The sequence below is a fragment of the Affinundibacterium nitidum genome, assembly GCF_014284155.1.
In the GTDB taxonomy this organism is placed as follows: Bacteria; Pseudomonadota; Gammaproteobacteria; order Burkholderiales; family Burkholderiaceae_D; genus Undibacterium; species Undibacterium nitidum.
Window position 1 is genome coordinate 1 of the sequence record NZ_JACOFZ010000022.1, and the last position, 1,391, is coordinate 1,391.

Below are 1,391 nucleotides of genomic sequence, written 5' to 3' on the forward strand. Positions count from 1 at the left end.
TAGTAATGACACTCCAGCAGTCTACGAAGGTGCAGAAACCTATCAGGTCAATTTAACGGCAGCAACGAACGCTACAATTGCCACAAGTAGTGTAACGACGACGATCCGTGATGATGTTCCAGGCCCTAGTGGCGATGATGATCGTCCTTTGATCACAGGTGTATCAAGTCCGAGCGTCAGTGAAGGTGGAAATTTAGATTTTACGGTGAGCTTGAGTAATACAAGCACCACCCCTACGGCGGTGACGGTAACACCAAGTTCAGGCACAGCAACGCTAGGTACGGATACTAGCACCCAACAGTATTCGACTGATGGCGGTGCTAGCTGGACGACACTGTCTGGTAGCGTGGTCAATGTGCCTGCTGGTGTATCGAGCTTTATCGTACGCGTGGCCACGGTTGTTGATAGCACGGTGGAAGGAAACGAAACCATTACTTTGTCGGCGGCAACAGCGCGTAATACGGCCGCTGTAACAGGTACGGGTACCATCTCCGATGGCGTATTGCCGACCATTACGATTACAGATACGAATGGCGTAGAGCCAGGACAAACCTCGGTTAAAGAAGCAGGCTTGGCCAGTGGTAGTCTCAATGACGGTAGTAATAGCGCGAATGGCACGATTACCGTGAATGCATCGAGTGGTATCGGTAGTATTGAAGTTGGTGCGACGAATATCACGTTAGCGCAGCTCAATAGTTTGGCTGGTACACCAGTGACGGTCGTCACGAGCTTGGGTAGTTTAGTCTTCAATTCCTACAATGCCGCGACCGGTGTTATTGGTTATACCTATCGCATCACCAATACGCAAACCAATAGCGGTACGGGTGTGACAGAGTCCTTGACCGTCAAAGTGAACGACACGATTGGCCAAGTCAATCAAGCGACTTTAACGCTCAATGTGGTCGATGATGCACCGTTGGCGGGTAACGATACGATCACGATGAATGCAGGCGTTGCTGCGACGGGTAGTCTGGCGACGAATGATGCAGCAGGCGCCGATAGCCCAGCGACTTGGACGATAGGTACTGCACCAACTCATGGTACGGTTACGATTACAGCGGGCACGGGCGCCTATACGTATACGCCGAACGTGGGCTATGTTGGCAGTGATAGTTTTACTTACACCATTACTGATAAAGATGGTGATGTGGTCACCGCAACGGCGACGGTGAATGTAACGAATCCTGGCGCACCAACGGTCACGATCCCGGACAGCAATGCAGGTTCTGCAGGCGACATGACGGTAGCAGAAACGGCAACCGCGACAGCGAACAGCTTCACGGTCAGTGCGCCAGCAGGATTGGCGAGCATTACGGTCGGTGGCACCAACGTCACCTTGGCGCAATTAAATGCTTTAGGTGGCACACCGATCACGATCACGACAGGCAAGG

At 52.2% G+C, this 1,391-nt stretch carries 1 protein-coding gene; it reads left to right on the forward strand.

From position 1 onward, the window contains the following. Window positions 1–1,391, forward strand: a 1,391-nt coding sequence (locus H8K36_RS18855) for an Ig-like domain-containing protein (protein ID WP_186920464.1), incomplete at both ends; no start/stop codon positions are given.